Annotated in this window: 18 protein-coding genes; 10 read left to right on the top strand and 8 right to left on the bottom strand. The window is 35.7% G+C overall.

What is annotated here, in order from left to right; all coding sequences use genetic code 11:
* Positions 1 to 72: 72 nt before the first annotated feature.
* Entirely contained in the window at positions 73 to 234 is a 162-nt protein-coding gene (locus C8N46_RS20550; RefSeq protein ID WP_158269162.1) for a hypothetical protein, read from the bottom strand.
* A 256-nt stretch (positions 235 to 490) separates the two neighbouring features.
* On the opposite strand from C8N46_RS20550, the gene C8N46_RS15040 reads away from it, so the two are divergent.
* The 5 genes from C8N46_RS15040 to C8N46_RS15050 all read left to right on the top strand — a co-directional run bounded on the left by C8N46_RS15040 (position 491) and on the right by C8N46_RS15050 (position 2,554).
* Positions 491 to 1,105: an RNA polymerase sigma factor gene (locus tag C8N46_RS15040; RefSeq protein ID WP_108115738.1), complete on the top strand. Its 615-nt coding sequence runs from the start codon at positions 491 to 493 to the stop codon at positions 1,103 to 1,105.
* Entirely contained in the window at positions 1,098 to 1,238 is a 141-nt protein-coding gene (locus C8N46_RS20555) for a hypothetical protein (protein ID WP_158269163.1), read from the top strand. The genes C8N46_RS15040 and C8N46_RS20555 overlap by 8 nt, the downstream gene beginning before the upstream one ends.
* A 72-nt stretch (positions 1,239 to 1,310) precedes the next feature.
* Positions 1,311 to 1,463, top strand: coding sequence for a hypothetical protein (locus C8N46_RS20560; protein ID WP_158269164.1), 153 nt, complete (start codon positions 1,311 to 1,313; stop codon positions 1,461 to 1,463).
* Positions 1,464 to 1,604: 141 nt separating this feature from the next.
* A complete protein-coding gene (locus tag C8N46_RS15045; protein WP_108115739.1) occupies positions 1,605 to 2,072 on the top strand; it encodes a hypothetical protein in 468 nt (155 codons plus the stop codon).
* A gap of 98 nt (positions 2,073 to 2,170) precedes the next feature.
* On the top strand, positions 2,171 to 2,554 hold the full coding sequence (locus C8N46_RS15050; protein WP_108115740.1) for a hypothetical protein: 384 nt from the start codon (positions 2,171 to 2,173) through the stop codon (positions 2,552 to 2,554).
* Between the two features lie 158 nt (positions 2,555 to 2,712).
* Here the strand turns inward: C8N46_RS15050 and C8N46_RS15055 are convergent, their stop codons facing one another.
* Positions 2,713 to 3,045: a single-stranded DNA-binding protein gene (locus tag C8N46_RS15055; RefSeq protein ID WP_108115741.1), complete on the bottom strand. Its 333-nt coding sequence runs from the start codon at positions 3,043 to 3,045 to the stop codon at positions 2,713 to 2,715.
* A gap of 184 nt (positions 3,046 to 3,229) precedes the next feature.
* Between C8N46_RS15055 and C8N46_RS15060 the strand changes: the two genes are divergently transcribed.
* From C8N46_RS15060 to C8N46_RS15070, 3 genes are read left to right on the top strand one after another with little or no spacing between them, the layout of a single operon-like run.
* Positions 3,230 to 3,763 (top strand): GNAT family N-acetyltransferase, encoded by a 534-nt coding sequence (locus C8N46_RS15060; protein ID WP_108115742.1) that lies wholly within the window; start codon positions 3,230 to 3,232, stop codon positions 3,761 to 3,763.
* Between the two features lie 2 nt (positions 3,764 to 3,765).
* Positions 3,766 to 4,116, top strand: a complete 351-nt coding sequence (locus tag C8N46_RS15065; RefSeq protein ID WP_108115847.1) for a hypothetical protein — start codon at positions 3,766 to 3,768, stop codon at positions 4,114 to 4,116.
* Between the two features lie 30 nt (positions 4,117 to 4,146).
* A complete protein-coding gene (locus tag C8N46_RS15070) occupies positions 4,147 to 4,845 on the top strand; it encodes a hypothetical protein (protein WP_108115743.1) in 699 nt (232 codons plus the stop codon).
* Positions 4,846 to 4,873: 28 nt separating this feature from the next.
* Here the strand turns inward: C8N46_RS15070 and C8N46_RS15075 are convergent, their stop codons facing one another.
* The gene (locus tag C8N46_RS15075; RefSeq protein WP_108115744.1) at positions 4,874 to 5,344 is read right to left on the bottom strand and encodes a CBS domain-containing protein; all 471 of its coding nucleotides are present in this window, start codon (positions 5,342 to 5,344) and stop codon (positions 4,874 to 4,876) included.
* A 123-nt stretch (positions 5,345 to 5,467) separates the two neighbouring features.
* Here C8N46_RS15075 and C8N46_RS15080 point away from each other — a divergent pair, with 123 nt between their 5' ends.
* Entirely contained in the window at positions 5,468 to 7,744 is a 2,277-nt protein-coding gene (locus C8N46_RS15080; RefSeq protein WP_108115745.1) for a M28 family peptidase, read from the top strand.
* A gap of 356 nt (positions 7,745 to 8,100) precedes the next feature.
* Here C8N46_RS15080 and C8N46_RS15085 read toward each other — a convergent pair whose 3' ends face one another.
* The 3 genes from C8N46_RS15085 to C8N46_RS15095 all read right to left on the bottom strand — a co-directional run bounded on the left by C8N46_RS15085 (position 8,101) and on the right by C8N46_RS15095 (position 11,441).
* On the bottom strand, positions 8,101 to 10,167 hold the full coding sequence (locus tag C8N46_RS15085) for a M13 family metallopeptidase (RefSeq protein ID WP_108115746.1): 2,067 nt from the start codon (positions 10,165 to 10,167) through the stop codon (positions 8,101 to 8,103).
* A gap of 95 nt (positions 10,168 to 10,262) precedes the next feature.
* Positions 10,263 to 10,781: a nuclear transport factor 2 family protein gene (locus tag C8N46_RS15090; RefSeq protein ID WP_108115747.1), complete on the bottom strand. Its 519-nt coding sequence runs from the start codon at positions 10,779 to 10,781 to the stop codon at positions 10,263 to 10,265.
* 3 nt (positions 10,782 to 10,784) lie between these two features.
* Complete coding sequence (locus C8N46_RS15095) at positions 10,785 to 11,441, bottom strand: hypothetical protein (RefSeq protein ID WP_146169838.1); 657 nt, start codon at positions 11,439 to 11,441, stop codon at positions 10,785 to 10,787.
* Positions 11,442 to 11,642: 201 nt separating this feature from the next.
* Between C8N46_RS15095 and C8N46_RS15100 the strand changes: the two genes are divergently transcribed.
* A complete protein-coding gene (locus tag C8N46_RS15100) occupies positions 11,643 to 12,593 on the top strand; it encodes an NAD-dependent epimerase/dehydratase family protein (RefSeq protein WP_108115749.1) in 951 nt (316 codons plus the stop codon).
* Positions 12,594 to 12,654: 61 nt separating this feature from the next.
* Here the strand turns inward: C8N46_RS15100 and C8N46_RS15105 are convergent, their stop codons facing one another.
* On the bottom strand, positions 12,655 to 15,339 hold the full coding sequence (locus tag C8N46_RS15105; protein WP_245896889.1) for a CHAT domain-containing protein: 2,685 nt from the start codon (positions 15,337 to 15,339) through the stop codon (positions 12,655 to 12,657).
* A 374-nt stretch (positions 15,340 to 15,713) separates the two neighbouring features.
* Entirely contained in the window at positions 15,714 to 17,039 is a 1,326-nt protein-coding gene (locus C8N46_RS15110; protein ID WP_108115751.1) for a S8 family serine peptidase, read from the bottom strand.
* Between the last annotated feature and the right edge of the window lie 66 nt (positions 17,040 to 17,105).

Genomic DNA, 17,105 nt, shown 5'->3' on the forward strand with positions numbered 1-17,105 from the left:
ATCTCAGAAAAAGCATTTTTTCTGAGATTTCAACAGTAAAGACTATGTATTTGGTGTTTTTAAAACACGTAATTACTTTTTCTTTTTAGCCTGCGATACTAAAGAAGGGCCTTTTTTATTGGATTTTGTTACCACAGCTTTTGCTTTCGCATCTCTAGTGGCTTTCTTTTTAGCTTTTAATGCTTCTGCCTTTTTCTTTGCATCGTTTGATTTGCTAATTTTTGCTACTCCCATTGTATAATCCTTTTAATTGTTGGTTTAAATAATTTTTGTTTCAATTGTAATCTTATGACACCAAAAAATAAAAAGGTCACCTCAAAAAATCATTTTTTTGAAATTTATTTTAAGCCAAGTTATTTATCTAATTATCAATTGATTAGTTTGCGTTTTAATTTGAACAAAAGTACTTTCTGTTATAATTTTCTTGGTGATGATTTCTCAAAACTTTATCTTTTTTGCGTAAATTGAATTCAGAGTGAAGTCGCGCGTTATGAAAAGAATACTCGTCTTATTTAGTGCAACTCTCGGCAAAGACAAAAAGTCATTATCGGATGAAGCATTGGTACAATTGATTGTTGAAACGAACGATCCTGCGCTTTTTGGAATTTTGTATGATCGGTATGGGAAAAAAATTTACAACAAATGCTACAGTTTTGTAAAAGACAAGGACGAAACCCAAGATTTGACCCAAGATATTTTTCTAAAACTATTCATGCAACTTCACAAATACCAAGGACGCGCAAAGTTTTCAACATGGTTGTATTCGTTTACGTATAACTTTTTAGTCAATTATAAAAAAAGAGATACGAGCAAAAAACTGGGCGAACGCTGGGAAAATTTAAACAAAAATGAAAAACACGTAACGCAAGTTGAAGATGTAGAAGATGAAGATGTTTTTGAGTTGAAAGTCTCAGGGTTGGAAAAAGCAATTGACCTTATTGACCCCGCAGATAAAGCGTTATTACTACTCAAATATCAAGATGATGTTTCTGTGAAAGATTTACAAAACCTTTTACATATTAATGAAAGTGCTGTAAAAATGCGTTTGAAAAGAGCGCGTATCAAACTGATTTCAGTATATCAAAAACTACAAGAAAATGAGTGAGCAAAATCCTTTTAAAGAAATAGAACCTGAAATAAAACTTCCCGAAAAATTAAAAGAAGACATTCTTCAAGAAATCAAGGAAATTGTAGAAGAACAACAAGATAATGATGCTTCTACAACTACTTCTAACTAACCTTTTGAGTTTTACCAAGTGACGCAATCTTGTATTTCGTGTCTTATCATTGTAATGATTAATTTGAAATACATGAAGCATCACAATCCTTTTAAATGTATAGGAAAACCATTAAAAGAAGTCCCAAAAAACCTAAAAGAAGTAGTCATGACTAAAATTAGCTCTTCTATGACTTCGGTTGACGCTTCTTTACAAGCGAATGGTGAAGAAAATCCTCCTAAATAATACCGCAACAAACCTTTACATACTTCTTGATTCCATCCTTCATTTTCTATTTCATATTTTCAAAATACCTTAGATTAAAAAAAGTGACCTTACTACCATTTTGGTGTCTTACTACTGTAATCAATCTAATTTTTAATGCGTATGACACGTGTAGTATATCTAGAAAAACAGACTCCTGAAAATGTATTAATTACAAAAAATTCCAATCTTGAGGTAGCACTAGCGCATCTTTTTTATGCAATGGCAATGGGAGATAAAGCGATTACTCGCGATGAGAAATTAAAAATTGCTTCGTGCACACACAAAATTTGGAATGAATCGACTGCTGGAAAAGAAACGGATGACGTCATTTCGAAAACGCTTAAAGAGCTAATCGCAAGAAACGTAGAAGCACAAAAGGCGTTTTTAGTATTCTCAGAATTCTTCTATAAAAATCGAAAACTTTTTGAGAATTCATTCAAGTCGCAAATCAACGCTACGTGCAATGCAATTGGAGTAAAAAAAGGCAAACGCTCTAAAATGGAGTTGATTTTCATATCCAAACTCAATTCCTTTTTTAATCCGCCAGAAGATCTTACACCGTTGAGTTTTTACAAAGATGAAGATTAAAATTGTGACGTTAACAGCATTTTGATGTCCTATTAATTGCCTTAAAAAAGCATTGAATTTAAAACCCTATAAACAACAAAACTTTTAACTTGAAAACCATGAAAAAATTAAAATTAGTACCGTTATTTCTTTTTGCCTTTTTAGTAAGCTCTTATACGTGTATCGCACAGGAAACAGAAGAAGAAGTTGAAGAAGCGGTTGAAGAAATAGAAGTAGAGGAAGAACCTGCTGTAATTACGGCTACGTACACTAGCATGGAAGGTACCTCTTTTGTATTTACCTACATTGATGAAGATGGCGAAGAAAGTGAAATTACTTTTGAAAAAATGGCTCCTGATGTGAAAAAAGCATTCAATTTGGCTGATAAATCACTTTTAGGGAAGAAATTCAAAATCACGTACACTACCGAAAATATTACAGATGACGACGATGAAGACATGTTGGTCAGTATTCGTGTCATCATTGCTATGGAAAAATTATAGTCAAAAATATTTCCATTCTAAAATTTCGAGAATTCATTGAAAGGAGAAAGCCGTTTCACTCTATGTTGAAACGGCTTTTCTCGTGATAGTATTCAAAAAAAAGAGACTGATTCTACCCAAAACCAGCCTCTTCACAGATGAGCAATAGACTCCCAAATCTATCTGCCTAACATTAAAATTTCGTTTACCAATACTTCGGTTACATACTTTTTTTCACCTTCCTCAGTTTCATACGAACGATTCGTAAGTTTTCCTTCAATGGCGATTTCTTTTCCTTTGAGTAAATATTTTTCCACAATTTCAGCCGTTTTATTCCATGCGATGAGGTTGTGCCAATACGTGTTCTCTACTTTATCACCTTGTGCGTTTTTATAAGTTTCATTTGTCGCGAGTGAAAACTTTGCAATCTTTTTACCATCTTCTAAATTGATGATTTCTGGGTCGTTTCCTAAGTTTCCGATTAACTGTACTTTGTTGCGTAATGTGTTCATAATGTATATGATTTAAAAATTATTATTTGTGTTTGCGTTAAAATCGTTGTGATGATTCAACAGTGCAAATATGAAACGACTTGCAAATTTTATTCGGTTACAACGCACTTACTTTCGTTTACAAATATTTGTAGTCGTTTGTAAATGGATAAAATTTACTATCTTAGTCGTTTAGAAGTTTACCATGAACATTCACTTAGAAACCGAGCGACTCATCATCCGAGACCTTACCATACAAGACCTCGACGGAATGTTTGCGCTGGATTCCAATCCCGAAGTACACCGCTATTTAGGTAATAAACCTATCAAAGAGAAAGCGGAAGCATTAAACTATATTAACGATGTACAAAAGCAATATAAAGAACGTGGAATCGGACGTTGGGCAGTAGAATTAAAAGATTCTGGCGAATTCATAGGTTGGTGTGGCTTGCGATTGTACAATGATTATACGTTTAACAATCACAGCAATTTTTACGATATCGGCTATCGTTTACTGCCAAAATTTTGGGGAAAAGGATATGCCACCGAAGCTTCAAAAGCATGTTTACAATATGCTTGGAATGTGCTAAAACTGGATACCATTTATGGAATCACAGAAATCGAAAATGAAGCGTCGCATCGTATTTTGTTGAAAATTGGACTTAACTATGTGGAAGATTTCTATTATGAAGCTGAAAATATGCAACTGCGTTGGTATGAACTCAAAAATCCAAATTGATGATGGAAAAAAAATGTTTAGAATGTGGCGATTCGTTCAAAGGTCGCGTCGATAAAAAGTTTTGCAGCGATTATTGCAGAAACGCGTATAACAACCGACTGAATAAAGACGGGAAAAATCTTATTCGAAATATCAACAATCGCTTGCGTAAAAATTGGCGTATTTTGGAAGAACTCAATACAAGCGGAAAAACCAAAACCACCAAAGCCAAACTCATTGAAAAAGGATTCGATTTTACCTATTTTACGTCAATATATGTAACAAAATCAAATTCTACCTACTATTATGTGTACGACCAAGGCTATTTAGCGTTGGACAACGATTTTTATTTGTTGGTGAAAAAGAATGCATGACAAACCTATCTTTATTTAAATGAGTTATTTATGGAAAACTATTCAGAATATATAATTCCAGCAATTCTTGTAGTTGCTGTGATTCTAATCATTGTCATCAGTTATTATTATAGTCCAAAATCCAGAATCATGCGTCAGCTCAAAAAAGTACGACGCAAACCTATTCATAGTGTGCGTGAAAACGAATATGTCAAAATCGTGGGAAAGGCAAAAAATAAAACTTCCGTTACACCACTTTCTGCTCCATTAAGCAAGCGTCCGTGCGTTTACTATCATGTAAAAGTGGAAAAGAAAGGTGATAAAAGTTGGCATACAATTATTGATGATATTTTGTTTCAAGACTTCTATATTCAAACTACTTCAGAAAGTGCATTGGTTGAATTGAATCTTACGCGAAAAAAACAAAAATTAGTTCATTTAGTTGCCGACCACAATGCTAAATCTGGGTTTTTAAAAGATGCAGATAATACACTTGAACAATATTTACAGCAACACAATAAAAAAAGCACCAACTTTTTGGGACTCAATAGAACATTGCGTTATACCGAACGTATTATTGAAATTGACGAAGAAATCGCAGTCATGGGTATTGGAAAATGGAAAACAATAGACACACCATTAGACAGTTATTCCGATTCCCGAATAGTAACCTTATCGGGAACAGAAAAACAAAAATTACTGGTGACTGACGAACCGAAAGCAATGGAGCCTGTAAGACGAAAATTATAAGTTATACCATTTTAGGGTTGAATTGGGATTACTTCCAACTCTGTCCTTTCAACTTCATCGCAGCTTTTAAAATGTCTTTTTGACTAATTTGACCGACTAACCTGCCATTTTCAACAATAGGAAAACGACGTATTTTAGATTGAATAAACTTATCAGCGGCATCAAAAATATTCATGTCTCCATCAATCGTTTCTACATTTTTTGCCATGTGCGCTTCTATTTTGTTATGCTCAAATGGCATATTGTAATAACGACTGTCCGAAATTTGCTTGATGCAATCTCCTTCCGAAATAATACCTACCAATTCATTCTGATCATTGACCACAGGACCACCCGAAATTTTATGCTGAATCAGTTTTTGAATGACTTCCTCAACCGTTTGTTCGGGTTTAAACGTGATTAATTTTCGCGTCATATAATCACTAACTTTAAATGCTTCTGCCTTTGCAGTGCTGCCCGATTGTGCCTTTCGAGCACCTTGAAAACTTTTTACTGCCATGATTTAGGTGTTTTAGATTCTTTTAAAGTTACTCATTTTTAATTAGTTAACCTAAAAAGATACTTTCAAACCTGTTGCAAGCATGTTTTTTACTATTTTTAGGCAACCATTCAACCAATCCAAATGACTACACCCAAAGCACGTTATACATTTTTATCATTTTTAGTACTTGCCGTAGCGGTTTATTATAGCTTTCACAGCGATATGCCGCAAGCACTTTCCGAAGAAAACATTCCTGTAGAAGAATTTTCAACCGTTCGTGCGTTTGCTCATGTAAATGAAATGGCGAAAGAACCACATTACGTGGGCTCCAAAGCACATGCGGAAGTCCGTGCATATATCATTGCCGAACTTGAAAAATTAGGACTGCAACCAAGCGTTCAAGAAGGATTTACGTTAGACAATTCAGGGAATATGTCGAAGCCTAAAAATGTATTGGCGCGAATTCAAGGAAAAAATCCAACAAAAGCTTTATTAGTATTGTCACATTACGATAGTGACCCACATTCAGCTGTTGGCGCTAGCGATGCTGCAAGTGGTGTTGCTACGATTTTGGAAGGAATCCGTGCATTTTTAGCCAAAGGCGAACAACCCGAAAACGATATCATTATTTTATTATCTGACGGAGAAGAACTTGGATTGAATGGTGCCGAATTGTTTGTAAATGAACATCCGTGGGCAAAAGATGTAGGGTTGGTTTTAAACTTTGAAGCTCGTGGAAGTGGCGGACCAGGCATTATGCTTCTCGAAACCAATAACGGAAATGCCAAACTCATCAAAGGATTTCAAAATGCGGGTTTGTCATATCCTGTAGGAAATTCGCTTGCGTATAGCGTCTATAAAATGATGCCGAACGACACAGATTTGACCGTTTTTAGAGAAGATGGCAATACTCAAGGATTTAACTTTGCATTTATTGACGACCATTACGATTATCACACACAAAATGACACGCCTGAAAATTTAGATTTTAATACGTTGACGCATCAAGGAATGTACATGACAACCTTGCTTGACTATTTTTCCAAACAAGATTTAACCCAAATCACAACCGATGATGATTTAATTTATTTCAATACGCCTGTTGGTTTTCACACCTATCCATTTAGCTGGATTATTCCGTCATTAATTCTGATTTTACTATTATTCATCGCAGTACTTGTGTATGGATTTAAAGAAAAAATGCTGTCAACCAAAGGGATTTTTAAAGGTTTTATACCTTTTTTAGTTGCACTTATTGCGAGTTGTGGCGTCACTATTTTAGGTTGGATGTTCATAAAATGGTTATATCCGCATTATAGAGAAATGCTACACGGATTTACGTATAATGGATATACCTATATTCTATTATTTGCCTTTTTATCGTTGGGAATTTCCTTTTATTCCTATCATAAATTCGGGAAAAAAATCACGCCCGCCAATCTAGCCATTGCGCCAGCGTTTATTTGGGTTGTAATTTGTATAGCCTTAGGAATCTATCTAAAAGGCGCGAGTTTCTTTGTGGTTCCTGTAGTATTTATGTTGGTTTCCATATTAATTTTGATTAAACAAAAAAGCTATCCTACAACCATCATTTACACAATTTTAGCCTTGCCTGCCATTTTCATATTAGCGCCATTTATACGATTATTTCCTGTCGGATTGGGCTTGAAAATTTTAGTCGTGGTTCCATTATTGGTGGTGCTGATTTTAGGATTAATCACACCTGTTTTCGGGTTGTACCAACGTAAAAAATGGACAGCATACTTATTTTTTGTATTGACAATTGTTGCCTTTTTTGTGGCGCATTCGCGATCGGATTTTACGGAAGAACGCCAAAAACCAAATAGTTTGGTGTATATTTTAAATGCTGATGCGCAAAAAGCGAGTTGGAACACGTATGATTTGTTTTTGGACGATTGGACGCGAAATTACATCAAAGAAGAGCAAGCTTCCACTTCAGAAGCGGTGATGGATAGCAAATACAAGTCTGCTTTTACGTATACACAAGAAGCGCCTGTAAAACCAATTCCGATGCCGTTGGTAGAGACGCTACAAGATACTACTTACAACAATTTGCGTCATATTCATGTAAAAATCACGCCGCAGCGAATGGTAAATCGCATAGAAGTATTTAGCAATGATACCCAATTTACTGCTGTAAAAGTGAATGGCTTGCCGCTAGAATATCCAAATAACAGATGGAATCGATTGACGAGTTATTATGTGTCAGACAATGAACCGTTAGAACTCGAATGTACCGTAGCGCCAAATGCAAAACCAGAATTGATTTTATATGAAGCCTCTTTTGATTTGCTAGAAAATCCGTTGTTTTCCATCCCGAAAAGGGCCAAAAACATGATGCCAACACCGTTTGTATTAAACGACGCAGTAATTGTGAAGAAGAAGATTGTGCTTTAGATTTTAAAGAAGTATGTTCTCTTGTCACTGAGTAAAGTCTTATTCATATTACGATTCTTATATAACAAGCGTTCCACATAAGAAAGGTTTCACAAGATTGATAATTTACTAAAAATAACACCTTGTAAGGTCGAGCGCAGTCGAGAACATTGGAAAAACTAGCGTTTCAATTAAATCTCGACTGCGCTCGATTTGACATTTTCTGTATATTTTTCAAAATAAATTGCAAGACAAAATAGTTGTATCAAATTCAGAATGATATATTTTGTAATACTTGGACATACACGAGACGTATTCATAAAAAAAACCTGAATGCATACACATTCAGGCTTTTTAGTTTTATAAGAGTTTGGCGTTTACCAAATACGAACTCTTTCTTCAGGAGCGATGTACATTTTGTCTCCTTCTTTGATATCGAATGCTGTATAAAAAGCATCAATATTTTGTAAAGGCACATATCCTCTGTATTGTCCTGGCGAATGCGTGTCTGTTTTGATACGAGTACGCAATGCTTCTTCGCGCATTTTGGTTCTCCAAACCGTTGCCCATGATATAAAGAAACGTTGTTCTGGTGTGAATCCGTCAATTTTATCTGGACGACCGTTTTCTTTCATGTGACGTTGTAATCCGTCGTATGCACCTAACACACCACCTAAATCTCCAATGTTTTCTCCTAAGGTAAATTTACCGTTGATAAATACATCTGGCAATACTTCAATAGCGCTGTATTGTGCTGCAAGTTTGTCTCCACGCTCTGTAAATTGTTTTAAATCGTCTTCTGTCCACCAGTTTGTCAAGTTTCCATCGGCATCAAAACGTGCTCCAGAATCGTCAAACGCATGTGAAATTTCATGACCAATCACAGCTCCGATTCCACCATAATTCACAGCATCATCCGCTTGATAGTTGTAGAAAGGTGGTTGTAAAATTGCCGCTGGGAATACAATTTCGTTGTTTAGTGGATTGAAATAGGCATTTACCGTTTGTGGCGACATTCCCCATTCTGTTTTGTCAACTGGCTCGTTGATTTTATCCAAGTTTTTCTTGAAGGACCAATTTCCAATTGCCACCATGTTTTCATAGTACGAGTTTCCTTTGTTCACTTCTAAGTTAGAATAATCTTCCCATTTGTCAGGATAACCAATTTTTACAGTAAATTTGTCTAATTTTTCAACTGCTTTTTCTTTGGTTTCTGGACTCATCCAGTCTAACTTCATAATTCTGTCTTTATACGCAGCAATGACATTCATAATCATTTTTTCTGCTTTTTCTTTCGCTTCTGGCGGAAACTTTGCATCTACATACAGTTGTCCAATTGCTTCTCCAACCGTATTGTTAACTGTTGCCAACGCTCTTTCTTTTGGATCGCGTTGTTTTTTTGCTCCGTTTAATTCTTTCGCGTAAAATTCCCAGTTTGCTTTGTCAATTTCAGTCGTCAAATATCCTGTATTGCTGTTTAAGGTTGACCAGCGCATTAAGGTTTTGATATCTTCAATACTTTCGTTTTTTAAGATATCTTGCAACGCCATCATGTATTTTGGCTGTGTTACAATTACCGTGTCAATTGGCTTCATTTCCATATCAGCCATAAACTTTCTCCAATCAATTACTGGAGTCATTTCAGCTAATTGTTCAATAGTTCTTGGATTGTTAAAGTTACGTGCATCTCTACTTTCCACTTTGTCTAAACGCGGTGCTGCAAGTTTTGTTTCTAAGGCTAAAATCGTTTCTGCATCTTTTCTTGCTTTGGTAGGCTCATCCCCTAAAAACTGCAACATACGTGTAATATGATCTACATATTTTTCACGAATTTCTACTGATTTTTCATCTTTCTCCAAGTAATAATCTCTTTCTGGTAAGCCTAAATCGCCCGCACCTACGTATCCAGCATTCATGCTGCTATCGCTTAAATTCGCGAAAGCAGATAATCCCATAAAAGGCGCTGAAATCGTTACAGGGTTTTTCGCTAAAACAGTTTGCATATCCGCAATAGAGTTGATACTTGCAATTTTGTCCAATGCTGGTTGCAACGGCTTGATGCCTGCTTCATTTCTTGCAACGGTATCTAAAATAGAATTGAAAATCATCAAGGCTTTCGCTTGATCGGTATCTTCTGCGTATTTTCCGCTTTTTGTAGCTTCGTCTATAATTTCTAGTACGTCAGCGTCGGTCTTTTTACGCAATACTTGAAATCCTCCCCAAGAAGTTCTATCATCAGGAATTTTAGCCGTTTCCAGCCATTTTCCATTCACATATTTATAAAAATCTTCATTTGGGCTTACAGAAGTGTCCATGTATTCCAGATTGATTCCTGGAACCTGTGCCACTTCTTTTTTTGTATCTTCTTTTTTTTCGCCTGCACACGAAAAAAGAAGTGCACTCGCTGTAAAGCATAATGCAAGTTTTAGAGTGTTAGTCTTCATTTTTTGGTTTTTGTTTAATTTTAGTTTTGAGTATAGTACTTAAAGTAATGCTAATGTTACATAATTATGCAGCATTAACATTTTTTTATGACATTTTATAGTTTCGATTTGACAATGGAGTCGTTTTGTTTTTTTAGTGCCACCACTTCCTTTACATTGTCATTTGGAACTGCAATAGAGAGTACATAATGTGCAATTTTCCACTCATCGCCTACTTTTTTAACAACGCCAGAGCCTCTACACAATTCCATTTGTGTATCAAGCAATTCGTCAAACCAAGCGATATCGCCATATTCAGACACAAAAACATTGCGCTCTAACGCCGTAAAACTCCAAGCTTTTCCTTTGTCAAAATACGGTTTTGAGAAGGCTTTAAATTCGGCATTTTTCCAGTTTTCGGTAGCATCTGTTCCTATGAAAATGGCATCATCGGTCATTTTGGAAAAGTACGCATCAAATTTTGCATCAGCCGCAGCTTTATGCCAAGCATCTAACACCGAATTGATAGCAGTTTTGCTTTGCGCGATGCGAAATTCTTCTACTTTTTGGCGTGCTTTTTCCGTATTACACGAAATACATGCCACTAAAACGATAAATAGGACTAGTTTTTTCAACGTTTATTGGTTTTCTGGGTCTACTTCTTGAAAAGGCTTTTTGGGTACTTCTTCTTTGGTTGCCTTTGGTGTTGGTTTATTTTCTTTTTCAAGTTTTACTTTTTCGGCAGCAGCAATACTATCGGCGGTTTTATATACATCGCCAAGTATTTCTTCAGGCTTCATGTCGCGCGCGGTGGTTTGCTCTATTTGATATAAAATCGCTGCAAACGCTTTGTTCATTTCTACGATTTCTTTTTCAATAGTTTCGTTGGTAACACTGTCGTCAGTAGCATCGTCTTGTAATTTGAGTGCTTTAGTTTTAAGCACTAACAAGCGACTGCGAATTTGCATGACGTCGAATCCTTCAGGGAATTTTTTAGTTTGAAGCGTTTCAATATTCGACGCAAGTTGCCCTAAATCTTCAATAATAGAGAAACGTGTACTTCCGTTGATGAGCTTCATGTTTTCATGAATCGCAGTAAACTCTAGCCAATCTTGCACGAGTTTTTTTTGACTAGGCGTGATGGTTTTTAATTGGTCCTTTGCGGGAATATTTAATTTATTTTTTTCCAAATATTCTTCTTGACTTTGCGTTTGGGCAGTACGCGTCGCTTCTTCCTCTTTCATACAAGCAAAAAGAGTAACACCAATGAGAACAGATAGTATGGTTTTCTTCATGAATTTCAAGCCTGTCAATTTTTGTGACAACAAGAAACAAATATAGGCAGTTTTTTAAGTCTGTATGTATTTTTAACAAAGTTTACCATGCTAAGCCATTGTATTTTATGAATTTATCAAAATTTTGGTGCTTTTCTTTAATTTTTCACATTTACACGTATTAGAATTCTTTATATTTGTCTTCCTATCAGCATTTTTTGGATGAGCACAAAAGTTTTAATTATTGGTGCCTGCGGGCAGATTGGTACAGAGTTGACAACTGCGTTGCGAAAAACGTATGGTTTTTCAAATGTCGTGGCTTCGGATATTCGAAAAAGCGATAACGAAGTTTTTAACCAAGGAGCATTTGAAGTGTTGGATGCACGCGATAAAGATGCAATTAAAGCGTGTGTGGAAAAGTATGCAATTACCGATGTGTATTTGATGGCAGCTTTATTGTCTGCCACTGCTGAAAAACAACCTGATTTTGCTTGGGACTTGAACATGAATTCGTTGTTTCATGTGTTGAATTTGGCAAAGGAAAAAGTCATTCAAAAAGTATTTTGGCCAAGTTCCATTGCGGTTTTTGGTGAAAATTCTCCAAAGAAAAACACACCTCAACATACCATTATGGAGCCTTCTACCGTATATGGCATTAGCAAACTAGCTGGCGAACGTTGGTGTGAATATTACCATAAAAATCACGGTGTAGATGTGCGTAGCATTCGCTATCCTGGATTGATTAGCTGGAAGGCAAATCCTGGTGGTGGCACGACTGATTACGCTGTTGAAATTTTTCATGAAGCCGTTCAAAAAGGTTCGTATACTTGTTTTTTGCGTGAAGATACTTCGCTTCCTATGATGTTTATGGACGATGCCGTTCGCGCTACTATTGACATTATGAATGCAGATGCGGAAAGCGTTAAAGTTCGTTCTTCGTATAATATTGCTGCGTTGAGTTTTACGCCAAAAGAATTGGCAGAAGCCATTCAAGAGTTTATTCCAAATTTTACCATTGCGTACGCACCAGATTCTAGACAAAAGATTGCCGATTCGTGGCCAGAAAGCATTGACGATACTACCGCAACTACCGATTGGAATTGGTCGCATACGTTTGATATGAAAGCGATGGTTTCTGAAATGATTACGAATTTGCAAAGAGAATTGGTGTAAGTTGTTGAAGTTTAATCTTTCAATTTTTAAATCCTTCAATCTTTTAATTTCTAGTGTAGATTTAAGCGCTTTTTTTATCCCTTCTTTTGAATCGAATAAACACAATCATTCCTGAGAGAACTATTCCGCCTAAAAGATAATACCAATACGAGTTTTGGGAGATTTCAATGGGAGTTTCATCGCCCGTAAGCGTCAACGCACTCCAATAATACGGCGATGCTTCGCTGGTATTTTTATGATTTTGGATATAGGCAATTTTTGCTTTTTGTAAAGCTTCCGATTTTGTATCGCCAGCCACCATATTTTTATAGAATTCTTGAATGATTTCCGTACTTGCTTTTTCGTTGATATCCCACAACGAAGAAACGACACTTTTGGCACCTGCATTGAAAAATCCTCTTGCCAAACTCATCACACCTTCTCCTTTTTTGAGTTCTCCATCCGAGGTTTTACACGCACTTAACACGACCAAATCTGCGCGGTTTTTAGTGAAATACAATTCATCAAGCGTTAGTTTTTCGTCATAAAAAGCCACCCAAGGAACCGTATTGTCGATACCGCCGTGTGTGGATAAGTGTATGATTTTGTAGTTGCCATACGCCGATGTGAATTGCGCTTTGCTCGCTTTTTCGTACTGAAAATGAGTTGCATCAAAAATATTAGTTAGTTTTTTGAGTTCTTCAGAACTTGTTGCCAACGTACTAAATTGCTCATTTTTGAAAGTTGTGGGTGCTATTGCAATAAAGTTTTTGTGAATTTCAGTATCATTTTGTCGTGACTGCGCTGCGGAAGACAAGGAATAATTGTACTGAATTTGCGCTTTTTCAATTAGATATTCTTTCCTATCAGTTAGCAACGCTTCAAAAGGAATGTATTGCAACATTCCGTCAGCAATGATGGTAATTTTTTTGTTTTCAATACTCTTTTCTTGTGCAAACGGAATGAGTTGTTGATACAGTTGTTGCGCTACTTTTTCGTACTCTTTTTTATCATCCGTGCTAACAAACGGTTTGGAAACCGCATTTTTATAGGAATTGATGAGATTTTGTAAGACTTCTGTTTTAGGCAGTTGTTGCAATTGAATCTTTTTCGCTGTAATGAGCGTAACAAAACCATTTTCTTTCCCAATAATGTATTGCAAAATGAGTTCGTCGTTTTGTAAATTTTGCTGCACTTCGGAAAGCGCAATAATGTTGATGTTTTTTTTGTATGTATAATATTTTGGATAGTTCGTTTCGAGCGAATCTATAAAAGTGTTGTATTCATTTTTGTAATTGAACACACTGTTTTTTAACGCTTCTATTTGTGTACTATTTGTGTGAGGTGTAGCCTGTATTTCCGATTCAAGCGTTTTGATTTCCTTGATGAGGTTTTGCTCACGAATCAGTACATTTTCTGGTAATTTGGAAAGGCGTTTGGCAGTCGCATCAGTCATGTTTTCGAGCAATAGCATGGCTTTGTTTTTTTCCATGAAGAAGAACGCTTTTTCAGGTTGTTGCAAACGGTAGCATACTTCTACTGCTTTTGGATAGAATGTCGCACTTTTTTTTCGCCAAAATAATTTTGATAAGTCTTCGCGACTTTCCACATAAATAACATCAATTAACTTGTCTGCCAATGTAAATGTTTCTAGTGCGTATTGAAGGTATGTAGTATTATTTTCAGATTCATAAAAAGCAATCCAGCCATTGGCTTTGTCGATTAAATATCCTAAAATATCCAGTTTGTTGGGTGAATATTCAATCGCTTCAAAATTGGGCAATGTTTGATAGTCTAACGTTTCAATTTTTAATGCTTGTGTGATGGCTTTTTGGTACTGAATAAGTGCTTGTTGGTGGTTGTTTTCTAGCTGGTAAATATCCGCTAAATTGTTCGCCATAACTGCATTTAACGCATCGTCATCATCAATATATTTTGAAGCTTCTTGAATATAGGCTTTGCTTTCTTGTATGTTGCCATTGTTTTTGTGAATACTGCTCAAATTCAGCATGCTTCCTGCCATAGCCAATGTATCCTTATTTTCTTTACTGAGCACATACGCATTTTTGTATTTAGAAATTGCGGTATTGTATTCCTTCCGATAATCATAAAAAACACCTAAGTTTAAACTCAACGCAAATTCGTTTCCATAACTTAGGTTTTCTGTTTTTTTGAGTGCTTCAATCGCTTTTTCTAAGTATAAAATTTCGTCAGAATAGCTTTCATCATACAAATTGACTAAAGTTTCTAGTTTGGAAATGTAGGTGAGTAGCAAATCGGCATCACTGTTGAACGATTTTAAAATAAAGATGGATTTGTCATAATTTTGAAACGCTTGTTCGTAATCTCCTAAATCACTGTATATATTTCCTAATTGACGATACACTTTTCCACGTTGCCAATCTTTTTCAGGATATCTTTCTAAGTAAATTTCCACTTCTTTGATAGCTCTATAAAATTGCTGATCTCTGTACAAGAACATAATTTTATTGCGATGGTTTTTCTGCACATCTTCCGTTTGTAGATTCTTGGATAGTTTGGCAATTTCCGTTACTTTTTCTGTTAGTTGAATGGACTTTTTAAGATTTGAAAAGCGCATTTCTTGGATGATGCTGCGATAGGTTTTTATCAATTGAAGGGAATCAATCACAAAGTCTTTTTGTTGTAATAAACTATCTAGCAATTGTTCTTTTTGTTGATGCGATAGGTCTCTTTTTGCAACTTCTTGATGGTACACATCAACGAGGTCTTTTTGCTGTGCGTTCATCACACAAAAAAAAGTTAGAAATAAAGACAGACTATAAAATTTAGCAAACTTCATACGCGCTATAGTCATGAACAAAAACATTCATTTTTTAGGTCAACTACTTCGGGGCAAGCCCACGAAGCATTCAGTAGCAACTATTAAAACATTTCGACGCAAGCGTCGGAGCATTATAAATCTCGATTATCGAGTAAAAGGGTAAAAATCAACGAAAAAGTGCTTTATTTTTTAAGTTTTCTGTACATAAAATTTTACTTTACGCAGAAAACCATAAAGCTTTTTTACAAGTTAAAAAATTAAATAAAAGAGGAGTTGACGAGGCTCCTCTTTTTTATAGTCTAAATGCAAGATTACCTAAACCTAATTTAAACTATGTGCTAATCTGGAATGTGTTTTGAATATTGGATTTCTGACAAGTCTGGATGGTAAATGGAGTTTTGAATGATGGTGTTTTTTAGCATTAGTCCAGTCATTCCATTGGTATGTAAAACGCCTCCATACCCAGAAGTTAATGCTGCAGAATAGGAAGTTCCGCTGATGTAGAACACTTCATTATTGTACGTAAAAGGCAAGTATTCGCCTGGTGCGGCAATGTCTACAGAAATGACACCTCTGTTTGAAAATCCTGCCAAAGCAGTGTTTCCACCAGTTCCGCCATTAAAGCCTGTCATTCCTACGTGTGTATAAATATCTGCATTGTTTCCTTGCGAATTGAGCGCAGATAAAGCTGCTACAGCTACTACATTATCAGATTCATAAGATGATGGAAAATGCGGTACTACGTCGTTATTTTGTCCTGTATTTCCTGCGGAAGTTACTACTAAAATATCGTTTGCTTCTTCAATGAAGTATTGCAATAATTCGCGTTGTTGATACGTCCAGCCAAAACTCATATTAATTACATCCACATCACCTTTGTTGGCAGCATATTGAAAACCACATAAAGCATCAAAATAACTAATATTTCCATGGCGATTGGCTACTTTAACAGGCAAAATTTGATAGCTAACACTTGCCGCATCAAGTTTAGAAGTGATAAGTTTGGTGACAATCGTACCGTGTCTTCCATAGTGGTCATCATACGGATTGTTGTTTTGATCGACGAAATTCCAGCCAAACTCTTCTTGAAAGCCATTTTCGGAACAACCATTTGCTGAACTGTTGTATAAAAATGGACTGACAAAATCAGGATAGTCGTACATAATACCTGTATCTAGTACGGCAACCGTCACGCCTTGATTGACAGCTACACGTTTGAGGATGCCATCGCTAACACTTCCTATGCCTGCAAAATCGATAAATTGGTCTTCTTGTATTTTAATGTTTGGATTGTATTCGGCACCTTCTATTTCTTCATCGGCTTTTGCGGTTACTTTTTTGTCTTCAATATCGCTTCCTGAATCGGAAGTATCGTCTTTTTCGAAAATCCAAAGTTCTAAATTAGGATCGGCACATTCACATTTTTTATAATCAACTACTTGGTATTCAGCTCTTTTTAAGATTTTTTCTGCTTCGGTAGTTCCATCGGGATATAAGATAATAAGCTCGTTTCCGTCACTATCGGTTGTGTTTGAAGCACCGTTTTTTTGTGTGATTGCTGGTTCTTTTGCACTATCAGTTTCTTCACTGTTCAGGGTTTCTTTTTGACAACTTACAAGAGTCATCAAAAGCAAAGCAAAACAATATACTGTTACTTTTTTCATATTTCTTTATAGTTTAAATTAGCAGTAAGATAAATAATAATGATTGGTTTAGGTATGATAAAAATT

It is taken from the genome of Kordia periserrulae, from assembly GCF_003054265.1.
Classification (GTDB): Bacteria; Bacteroidota; Bacteroidia; order Flavobacteriales; family Flavobacteriaceae; genus Kordia; species Kordia periserrulae.

Coding starts and splice junctions, on each gene's coding strand:
- C8N46_RS15080 (WP_108115745.1), top strand. CDS start 5,468: ATGACTACACCCAAAGCACGTTATACATTTTTATCATTTTTAGTACTT.
- C8N46_RS15095 (WP_146169838.1), bottom strand. CDS start 11,441: ATGAAGAAAACCATACTATCTGTTCTCATTGGTGTTACTCTTTTTGCT.
- C8N46_RS15050 (WP_108115740.1), top strand. CDS start 2,171: ATGAAAAAATTAAAATTAGTACCGTTATTTCTTTTTGCCTTTTTAGTA.
- C8N46_RS15085 (WP_108115746.1), bottom strand. CDS start 10,167: ATGAAGACTAACACTCTAAAACTTGCATTATGCTTTACAGCGAGTGCA.
- C8N46_RS15070 (WP_108115743.1), top strand. CDS start 4,147: ATGGAAAACTATTCAGAATATATAATTCCAGCAATTCTTGTAGTTGCT.
- C8N46_RS15110 (WP_108115751.1), bottom strand. CDS start 17,039: ATGAAAAAAGTAACAGTATATTGTTTTGCTTTGCTTTTGATGACTCTT.
- C8N46_RS15075 (WP_108115744.1), bottom strand. CDS start 5,344: ATGGCAGTAAAAAGTTTTCAAGGTGCTCGAAAGGCACAATCGGGCAGC.
- C8N46_RS15045 (WP_108115739.1), top strand. CDS start 1,605: ATGACACGTGTAGTATATCTAGAAAAACAGACTCCTGAAAATGTATTA.
- C8N46_RS15055 (WP_108115741.1), bottom strand. CDS start 3,045: ATGAACACATTACGCAACAAAGTACAGTTAATCGGAAACTTAGGAAAC.
- C8N46_RS20550 (WP_158269162.1), bottom strand. CDS start 234: ATGGGAGTAGCAAAAATTAGCAAATCAAACGATGCAAAGAAAAAGGCA.
- C8N46_RS20555 (WP_158269163.1), top strand. CDS start 1,098: ATGAGTGAGCAAAATCCTTTTAAAGAAATAGAACCTGAAATAAAACTT.
- C8N46_RS15105 (WP_245896889.1), bottom strand. CDS start 15,339: ATGAACGCACAGCAAAAAGACCTCGTTGATGTGTACCATCAAGAAGTT.
- C8N46_RS20560 (WP_158269164.1), top strand. CDS start 1,311: ATGAAGCATCACAATCCTTTTAAATGTATAGGAAAACCATTAAAAGAA.
- C8N46_RS15065 (WP_108115847.1), top strand. CDS start 3,766: ATGGAAAAAAAATGTTTAGAATGTGGCGATTCGTTCAAAGGTCGCGTC.
- C8N46_RS15040 (WP_108115738.1), top strand. CDS start 491: ATGAAAAGAATACTCGTCTTATTTAGTGCAACTCTCGGCAAAGACAAA.
- C8N46_RS15100 (WP_108115749.1), top strand. CDS start 11,643: ATGAGCACAAAAGTTTTAATTATTGGTGCCTGCGGGCAGATTGGTACA.
- C8N46_RS15060 (WP_108115742.1), top strand. CDS start 3,230: ATGAACATTCACTTAGAAACCGAGCGACTCATCATCCGAGACCTTACC.